The organism is Caballeronia terrestris, from assembly GCF_001544515.1.
GTDB classification, from domain to species: domain Bacteria; phylum Pseudomonadota; class Gammaproteobacteria; order Burkholderiales; family Burkholderiaceae; genus Caballeronia; species Caballeronia terrestris.
The window spans coordinates 1-9,266 of record NZ_FCOL02000115.1; the positions used below are offsets into that span (position 1 = coordinate 1).

General features: G+C 60.1%; 8 protein-coding genes. 6 read left to right on the plus strand and 2 right to left on the minus strand.

Features of this window, described 5'->3' with window-relative positions; all coding sequences use genetic code 11:
- The coding region (locus tag AWB67_RS32770) for a helix-turn-helix domain-containing protein (protein ID WP_125477788.1) at positions 1-506 on the minus strand (506 nt) is incomplete at its 3' end.
- Positions 507-893: 387 nt separating this feature from the next.
- Between AWB67_RS32770 and AWB67_RS32780 the strand changes: the two genes are divergently transcribed.
- On the plus strand, positions 894-1,154 hold the full coding sequence (locus tag AWB67_RS32780; RefSeq protein WP_087660194.1) for a transcriptional regulator: 261 nt from the start codon (positions 894-896) through the stop codon (positions 1,152-1,154).
- Between the two features lie 325 nt (positions 1,155-1,479).
- Here the strand turns inward: AWB67_RS32780 and AWB67_RS32785 are convergent, their stop codons facing one another.
- Positions 1,480-2,547: a hypothetical protein gene (locus tag AWB67_RS32785; protein WP_087660195.1), complete on the minus strand. Its 1,068-nt coding sequence runs from the start codon at positions 2,545-2,547 to the stop codon at positions 1,480-1,482.
- Between the two features lie 608 nt (positions 2,548-3,155).
- Between AWB67_RS32785 and AWB67_RS32790 the strand changes: the two genes are divergently transcribed.
- The 5 genes from AWB67_RS32790 (at position 3,156) to AWB67_RS32810 (ending at position 9,052) form a co-directional block, all read left to right on the plus strand.
- On the plus strand, positions 3,156-4,058 hold the full coding sequence (locus tag AWB67_RS32790; RefSeq protein WP_087660196.1) for a LysR substrate-binding domain-containing protein: 903 nt from the start codon (positions 3,156-3,158) through the stop codon (positions 4,056-4,058).
- A gap of 204 nt (positions 4,059-4,262) precedes the next feature.
- Positions 4,263-5,591 carry an MFS transporter gene (locus AWB67_RS32795; RefSeq protein WP_235025472.1) on the plus strand — a complete coding sequence of 443 codons (1,329 nt, stop codon included), beginning with the start codon at positions 4,263-4,265 and terminating at the stop codon, positions 5,589-5,591.
- Between the two features lie 78 nt (positions 5,592-5,669).
- Positions 5,670-6,866 (plus strand): CaiB/BaiF CoA transferase family protein, encoded by a 1,197-nt coding sequence (locus AWB67_RS32800; protein WP_087660197.1) that lies wholly within the window; start codon positions 5,670-5,672, stop codon positions 6,864-6,866.
- Positions 6,867-6,878: 12 nt separating this feature from the next.
- Positions 6,879-8,084, plus strand: coding sequence for a CaiB/BaiF CoA transferase family protein (locus AWB67_RS32805; protein ID WP_087660198.1), 1,206 nt, complete (start codon positions 6,879-6,881; stop codon positions 8,082-8,084).
- Entirely contained in the window at positions 8,081-9,052 is a 972-nt protein-coding gene (locus AWB67_RS32810) for a hydroxymethylglutaryl-CoA lyase (protein ID WP_087660199.1), read from the plus strand. The genes AWB67_RS32805 and AWB67_RS32810 overlap by 4 nt, the downstream gene beginning before the upstream one ends.
- Positions 9,053-9,266: the final 214 nt, after the last annotated feature.

Consider the following 9,266-nt stretch of genomic DNA (forward strand, 5'->3'; position numbering starts at 1 on the left):
GTCCATCGGTCTGCATCCAATCCATAAGCCCGCGGAGAACCTTGGAGTGCTTCACTAATCTGCTGCGGTAAGTCGATAGACCTTCGGCCGGTTGCGGGTGCCAGCGGCCGCCGCGTCTTAAGAGAATTGGCGAAACCAAGTTCGATTATGAGTTGCCGCGCGTAGACCCGCGAGTACCGGCGATGGAATTCACGCTCGATCACTGTCAGCAGGCGTCCGTCCGTCCAGCGGTCACTTTCAAACCCAAAAACCGTTGCCGACGAGCTCAATGCCTCGGAGAGCCATGCCCGCGCATGCGCGTCAAGAGATGGCTTTCTGCCACCCACACCCATGCGCCTCAACTGTTCAAGCCCACCTTCTTCGACTACCGATTTGTAGCGCCTGGCCGTCTGGACGCAAATCCCCAGCGCGGAAGCAGTCTGAGTCGGGGTCCTACCAGCTAGAAGCATCTCGCCCGCTTTTAATCGCAAGGCCACACTGGGCAGTTCAGTAAGCGTCTCGGACATAGCGCTTCGGGAGCGAGAAATAAGAGAATATTTTGGCACGACATGGCAGCATTATGGATCGGCGGTCTCGAAAGCCACCGAGAGGGCGGGCGGATTGTCAAAGCGATCGGAAGCGGATTCGACGCCTCGGCAGAGGAGACGAAAGCGGCCGCCTCGCGCGCAATAGGTTCAGTTGAAAAAGAGATGGATGCCATCGAGGCGAGTAAGGAGTGGAATGCCGCGATGGAGTCGGAAATTATGAAAGGGCCCAAGCGGCAGGGCACGCGGGGCCGATTACGAAGTTACCCTCATCGCTGCCGCGCGTGCGCTTTCTACGCTTGAGCGCAAGTCGCGGCCCATCGAGACACGGGGCCGCGGTATTTCCAATGGACACACGAGAGCCTGAAGATGCGACTGATCGAACCGGATGAACACAAGGAGTTTCTCGCGACTTTGGAGCGCACTGGTCACGCAAGAGATGATTTCAGTCTTCAGGAGACGGATACAACGGATCCTAAAGGCGACGAGAATTTCGGTCTGCAGGGCTATGTCATCGTTACCAGACTATCGACGCGGGTGGCGAAGGAATACACAATCGGCGACGAAAGCGACTGGCTAGAGCATTTCACGAAAGATCTCGAAGCGGGCGCTTTCGATAGACTGGAATGAAATCCCGCAGGCCATTGGAACGAAGGTGACAAATGGCTGCCTGGGCGTGCGGACCATCGGCTTACACTTTGCCCGGCGCCCGCGCTTCAGTTGAATAGCCGTAAGTCCTCCTACTGTCTGTCGCCGATCGGCGGTACCCGACCCACTACAGCCACCGGATCGTCCTCTTCGTCGACGACAGCTTTCAAAATATAACAGTCATTCGCCCGGCGACGTCGGGCGACGCCTGCTCGGCCTTCACGGAGGAAAAAGCGTAATCGCGTTGGGCTACGGAACCATCCCGCATGATGTTGATGCATTTGCCGGTGCCCGTATCGTTTGACGATCATGAAACCACGGGTTGGCCGGTCGCTCGTTCCTGCGCCTTCTTTTGAGCCGCGCGGATAAACAGGATAGCGTGGTCATGCAGAGTCCTTAGGCGCCGGAAGATCATGTCCTGCGCAGTCTTCCGTTTGGGCGCAGTCGCGCCCGGAGTGGCCGCGATGACGAGGTCGAGGACAAAGGCAATGGCGCGTGCAGCGTAGAGGTCGAGTTCTAGCGCGGGGGCATCGGGAAGTCCTGCGATCAACCTGCCGCCCAAGGCAAGTGGTAGCAGCTCACCACCACTCGCCCATTTGCTGAGGCGATTTTCATCAAAGGGCAGGAGGGTGCCGTCTGCGGAGGCTGCGCACAGGTCGAAATAAGACGCGGCGCCGCGCGACTGCTTGACGTTCTCAATCCAGTTGCCGAAGGGATGCTTGGATGGTTCGGCGAGTTGGACGATGTGGTCGAGGAACGCTTCCCGGTCGACGTTCTTGAAGTAGGCGTAAAAACCCGTTCCGACCAGGATGGCACCAAGCATCCGCTCGACAAGATCGTAAGTTGGCTTTGGGAGTGTTAACGGTTGCTTCGTCCACCATACGTCGCGGTCATCAATCAGGTTGCCACTGCAATGAGGGCACGGGATGCCCGCCTTCACTACTTTGGCGAAGAATAGGTTGGGGACGGCCTCGAAGAGCCCGCAGAGCGATAGTAAGGCAGGTAGTAACGGGCCCTTGCTACTTCCGTGAACCATGGCGGCGATCTCGTTCGGGCCGACGGTGGGCCCGAACCGCCCCGCGATGGCTTTCAAGGTCGTGGGTGAGATGCGGTGTTTGCCCCGCACATGATTCACGAAGCTAGCGAAGTGGTCGCCAGTTAGTGCGCGCAACATCGCTTGGTGAGTGGGATAGTCCGACAGAACGCGCACCATGTACTCGCGCGACGGCACGCCTTCCACACCAGGCGTGAGGCCTAGGGTTTTCGGAAAGAGCTTGAGCGGCCGGGCGATGACGAGCGGCCACAACGGCGATAGCGCGTTTGCAAAGAGAATGTCGCCCAGCGTCATGTCGCTGATGGACGGCAGGTTTTCCATTTTTCAGAAGATATGCGTTGGGAGGATCGCAGATCATTCTCCTGTGCCAAGTCCTGGCACGCAACCACCCAAACGGAAACGGAGAACTCTCATGAGCGACAACCAACAAGGCGCCGGCTGGCCCAGCAAGCACGACGGTCAGAAGTCGGGAGGCGGCCGCGACAACGCGCCCCCGAAGCGATAAACCTTTCGCAGCTTCGGCTGTTTGCCTCCAAGTCCTGCCCCGCTTCTTCCCGAGCGGGGCTTTTGTCATCGCTTCTGCGCTCTTGGGTGTGAGGCTGTCCGCCCGGCGCCGGTCGGCGCTACCCGACCCAAAACGGACGGGTGTCTCGCAGCCGATGAACGGCTGAAGACTGACGCACACCGGTCGATCGACCCGCGACTGCTTGGCTTGCCGCGATAGCGAACACCGATCCGATACTCACATGCACGGACCCCATCGGGCAGGGAATTCTGGTCAGCTGGCTATGCCTCCTGCTCTGCTACAAAGCTGTCGCCGTTGGATTAGAGGATTAGAGTGCGGTCGCGAAAGCCTGTGGCAGGGGTGGCGTTGGCGTTGGTGCGAAGCGAGCGCAAAATGAGCAGATTGCCCTCGAGAGTTATCTGCGATGAATCTTCACCGCCTGGATCTGGTCTCTCTGTCGCTATTCAATCTGATCGTACGTGCCGGCAGTATAAGCAAGGGTGCAGCACTGGCGAATTTGGCTGTTGGCGCGGCCAGCAAGCGCATCTCTGACCTGGAAGGGACGGTGGGTTCGAGCTTGCTGGAACGCCATTCTCGCGGGGTGACTCTGACGGTCGCAGGGCAGGCTTTGTACCACCACGCGCAACGCATATTGAACGACGTTGACCGGTTGGCGGCAGACCTATCGGATTACGCGTCCGGGATGGTCGGCATAGTGCGCCTGTGGGCCAACACGTCTGCGATCACCCAGTTCTTGCCGTCCGATATTGCGACCTTTGCCGAGACAAATCCAGGCATACGCATCGAACTAGAGGAACAAAACAGCAGGGAAATCGTGCTGGCTTTACTCGACGGCCGAGCTGACTTGGGCATTTTTGCAGACCGTACACCGGCCCTAGGTATACATCAGACGAAATACCGTCTAGACCGGCTGGTGCTCGTAATGCCTCGGACACATGACTTGGCAGCCCGACGTTCGGTACTCTTCGAAGAAACCCTTGAATACGATTTCGTTAGTCTCTCGAAGGGCACTTCCCTCGCAGAGCGCTTGCAAATGGAAGCTGAAGCGCTGGGGCGCCACCTGAAGCTGCGCATCAGGGTCCGCAGCTTTGACGCCATGTGTCAGATGGTGGCGGCCGGCATGGGGGTGGCCGTTCTTCCGTCATTGGCCGTACACGCTCTTGTCCGATCGCTCAACCTGCGCCAGGTCGCGCTCACGGACGCATGGGCCGAGCGCCAGCTCCTGATCGGACTGCGAGACCCGGACGCGGTACCGCGACATCTCCGTCTTTTGGTCGACCACCTCTGCAAGGCAAAGGTCAGTTAATTGGCGTTAACCTTTATGGTTAAACGACGGCCGGTCCAGCTTTCGCGGATCGCGAAAGCTGACTTCCTTTCTTTAATCTTCTCCATCACGGATCGGGTCATCAATATGTCTCCATGCGCCATCAAGAGCGCTAAATCTTAATTGATTGCCGGACCTCGTCAGTACCAATTGGCTGGTGGAGTCAGGTAAAAACTGGAGACAAACGTGAACAAGACCCTATCAGCCAGCATCGGCCTGGCACCTCCCGACGAAGCGCGTACCGTGCGCAAGGTTGCTTGGCGAATTATGCCCCTTATCATGGTGTGCTATTTGTTCGCGTTCTTCGACCGCATCAACATCAGCTTTGCCAAGTTCGCGCTACAGAGTGATCTCGGCCTGACCGACATGGCCTACGGCCTGGGCGCAGGCCTGTTCGTCGTCGGCTATGTGCTTTTCGAAGTCCCCAGCAACCTGATGCTCTACAAGGTTGGCGCTCGCCGCTGGATCTGCCGAATCATGATCTCATGGGGAATCGCCACTGCTTTGATGGCCTTCGTCCAAGCCGAGTGGCAGTTCTACACCTTGCGTTTTCTGATCGGCGCCATGGAAGCCGGTTTCGCACCCGGCGTCCTGTTCTACCTGACCCTGTGGTTTCCAGTTGCCTATCGCGGTCGCATCACTTCCACGCTCTTCCTGGCTTCGGCTTTCGCCGGAGTCCTCGGTGCACCGGCCGCGGGCCTCGTCCTATCACACATGGAAGGCTTCCTTGGGATGCGGGGCTGGCACTGGCTCTTCCTGGTTGGTGGTTTGCCGTGCGTCGGGCTCGGTTACCTCGTTTTCAAGGTGCTGAAAGACCGCATTCAGGACGCCACTTGGCTCACACCGGATGAGCAGGCGCTGCTTTCCAATCGCATCGCCGACCAGAACAAGGACATCGGTGGGCACTCTTTGCTCGACGCCCTGAAGACTCCGGGCTTCCTCAAACTCGGGCTGGTCTACTTCATGATCCAGGTCTGTTCCTACGGCCTTAACTTCTGGGCGCCTCACCTGATTCGCACTTCGGGAATCACGAATCCGACCACAATCGGCTTTCTCACGGCGGTACCGTATCTGTGCGGTGCCATCACCATGGTAGTGGTCGGTCGCTTATCCGATGCCAGCGGACATCGCAGCCGCTTCGTCGCCGGCCTGATGCTCCTGGCTGCCGTCGGCTTCTTCTGCGCCGGGATCTTCGACAAGCATACGGGCTTCCTAATCGCCGCCCTGGCGATCATGGGCGCCGGCATTATCGCCTCCATCCCGGCCTTCTGGGCGCTGCCGCCGAAACTGGTCACCGGCGTGGGCGCTGCAGGTGGCATCGCCCTGATCAACACCCTTGGCCAACTGGGCGGCATCGTCAGCCCGGTGATGGTAGGGCGCATCAAGGACGTCACTGGCAGTACCACGCCGGCCCTCTATGTCATCGGCGGCCTTGCCATCGTCTGCGCGGCCCTCCTGATTTACGCCCTACCCGCGAAATTGCGTGTCAAGGAAGAGCATGGGTTCGTCCACTGAGCACAAGCCCACCCCCGGCTATATCTGCCCGCTGGATTGTTACCCCGTCACCGGGCAAACATCGTTAAGGAGTTTAGGATGAACCCAACACGCGACGCGCTTTCCGGATTGCGCATCATCGACCTAACCCGCGTTCTCGCGGGCCCCTTCTGCACCATGATGCTGGCCGACATGGGCGCTGAGGTGATCAAGATAGAACAGCCCGGCAAGGGCGACGACACGCGGCATTTCGCTCCATTCCAAAATGGCGAAAGCGCCTACTACATGAACCTCAACCGGGGCAAACAGGGCATTACGCTGGACCTTAAAGGCCAAGGAAAAGAGATATTCCTCGACCTGGTACGGAAGGCGGACGTGGTCGTGGAGAATTTCCGCCCCGGCACCATGGACAAGCTGGGTCTGGGCTACGACACCCTGAAGGAAATCAACCCGAAGCTGGTCTATGCCGCAGTGTCGGGCTTCGGCGATAGCGGCCCTTATCGCCTGCGCCCCGGTTACGACATCATTGGCCAAGCCATGGGCGGGCTGATGAGCACCACCGGCTGGCCCGGCGGCGAACCCACCCGCTCCGGAACCGCAATGGCCGACGTCCTTGCTGGCCTGTCGGTCACTATCGGCATACTCTCCGCCCTCCGTCATCGGGACCAGATCGGCGTCGGCCAAAAAGTGGACGTGGCACTGGTGGATTCGGTGGTGGCGAGCCTGGAGATCATCACCCAGATTTATCTCACTGACGGCCGGATCCCCGAGCGCATCGGAAATCGCTACGAGTCCTGCTACCCGTATGATTCTTTCACGGCGAAGGACGGCAGTGTGGTCATTGCCGCCGCCAACGACAAGCTTTGGCGCCTGGTCTGCCACGCCATCGAACAGCCCGAATTGGCGTTCGACGAACGTTTCGACACCAACGCAAAACGTGTAGAACGCCATGCCGAGATAAAACTGCTAATCGAATCCTGGACGCGCAGCCACAACGTGGACGACGTGGTGGAGACGATGTTGGCAGCCGGCGTGCCAGCCTCGCCCATCAACACGGTGGATCGACTGGTGAGGGATCCGCATATCGCTGGTGCGCGCCAAATGTTTGTCGATATGGAACACCCCAAGGCGGGCAAGACCAAACTGACCGGCTGCCACATCAAGCTGAGCGCCACCCCGGCACACCTGCGTAGCCCGGCACCGCAGCTAGGCGAGCACAACGCAGCCGTCTTCGGCGGCCTGCTGGGCCTGACGGCGGACGAACTCGCCCAATTGCAACTCGATGGCGTCATCTGAAGGAAGATCACCATGAACAACATCATTCCCGCCGCCGCCTTGCAAGGCCTCCGCGTCATCGAGATGGGGCAGCTGATCGCGGGTCCCTTCGCCGGCAAGACCTTGGGTGAATTTGGCGCCGACGTAGTTAAGATCGAGGCGCCCGGCAGTGGCGACCCGTTGCGCAACTGGCGTTTGATTAAGGACGGCACATCGGTCTGGTGGCAAGTGCAGTCGCGCAACAAGCGCTCCATCGCTCTGGATCTGCGTAGTGGCGAAGGGCAGGACGTCGCCCGCAAACTTATCGCCGAAGCCGACGTGCTGATAGAGAACTTTCGTCCCGGCACGCTCGAACGATGGGGCATGGGCTGGGAGGAACTGTCCAAGGTCAACCCGGGCCTCGTCATGCTGCGCATCTCGGGCTATGGTCAGACCGGCCCCTATCGCGACCTGCCCGGCTTCGGCGCCATCGGCGAAGCCATGGGAGGGCTGCGCCACCTGACCGGCGAACCGGGTCGGGTGCCGGTGCGCTGCGGTATCTCGATCGGCGACACGCTGGCGGCGCTCCACGGCACTATCGGTATCCTCACCGCCCTCTACCATCGCAAGGTTAATGGCGGCCTGGGGCAAGTCATCGATGTAGCGTTGAACGAGGCCGTGTTCAATGTGATGGAGAGCCTGGTTCCCGAGTACAGCGCCTTCGGGGCCGTGCGGGAAGCAGCTGGAAGTGCCTTGCCAGGGATTGCCCCGTCAAACGCTTATCGTTGTACGGATGGTTTCGTGTTGATCGCCGGTAATGGCGACAGTATCTTCAAACGCCTGATGCAGACTATTGGTCGCAACGACCTGGCCACCGCCCCTACCCTGGCAGACAACGCAGGACGGGTGGCGCGGGCCGACGAACTGGACCAGGCGATCGAGGCCTGGACGCTGATGCAACCGGTGCAGGAGGTCCTCGACATCCTCGGCGCGGCGGGGGTGCCGGCTGGCAAGGTCTACACCGCCAAGGATATCGCCGAGGATCCTCACTACCGGGCGCGGGATATGATCCTCTCCCAGACCACCCGGGACGGTTACGAGGTTGATGTGCCAGGCGTTGTGCCTAAGTTGCTGGGCACGCCGGGCACGGTACGCAGCTCGGCCCCCGGTCTAGGTGATGACACAGACGAGGTGCTGCAGGAACTCGGCTTTTCAATCCAAGACATCGCCGCCATGCGCGGTAGGAAGGTGGTGGCATGAATATCTGGAACGGTGCCGGACGGCACATTCACATGCAGGAAGTGGGCACGCGGGATGGCCTGCAGGCGGAGACGGCCTTCGTAGCCACTGAGGACAAGATTGCGCTGGTCAATGCGTTGTCTCAGGCCGGCATGGCCAAGATCGAAGTCACCGCCTTCGTCTCGCCCAAGGTGATTCCAGCCTTGAGCGACGCCGATGCCGTGCTACGCGGCATCGAGCGCCGGCCGGGCGTCGTGTACAGTGCCCTAGTGCCCAACGTACGTGGGGCTGAGCGGGCCATCGAAGCCGGGGCGGACGAATTGAACCTGGTCATGTCTGCCAGCGAAACCCACAACCTCGCCAACCTAAGAATGACACGCAGCCAGTCATTCAGCGCGCTGTCTGAGGTGGCCGGAATCGCTCGTGAGGCCGGTGTCGCCACAAACATATCGCTGTCTTGCACTTTCGGCTGCCCCATGGAAGGCGACGTGCCCGAGGCTACGGTACTGGACTGGTGCGACGCATTTGTTGGCAGTATTGGTGCCCGCGGTATCACTCTGTGCGACACCACCGGCATGGCCTACCCGGGCCAAGTGGCTCTACTCACGCGAAAATTTCGGGAGCGCTGGCCGGATACCGAACTGACGCTACATTTCCACAACACCCGTGGCATGGGGCTGGCAAATGTGCTCGCGGCCATCGACGGAGGGGCGGATCGATTCGATGCATCGCTCGGCGGCATCGGCGGCTGCCCCTACGCGCCGGGCGCCACAGGTAATGTGTGCACCGAGGAGATCGTGCATAGCCTGGAACTCATGGGCTACGACACGGGGGTGGACCTCGGCAGTCTCATCGATGCTTCCAAGCGCCTGCCGGCACTCATCGGCCACGACATTCCTAGCCAGATTGTCAAAGCGGGCCGCCGCCTCGACCTGCACGGGCTACCGGGCGACTTCGAAGCTATCCGACAACGGGCACACAGCCGATAGCCCTCAAGCTTGACGCGCTTGGTGGTCAGCGCAAAAGCCTCTTTTCTTGGGCCGTGGCTCTCCCCCGTCACGGCATCTTTCAGGAAAATGCGTTCTCGTGCCGATCCTCCTCGCGCATGTAGCAACCCGCGTTGGATAACTGCGTATTTCGCGGAAGCTGGACACGCGTTTCGCGTGAAGGTGGACAGGTGTTTCGCGCGAAGCTGGACAGTCG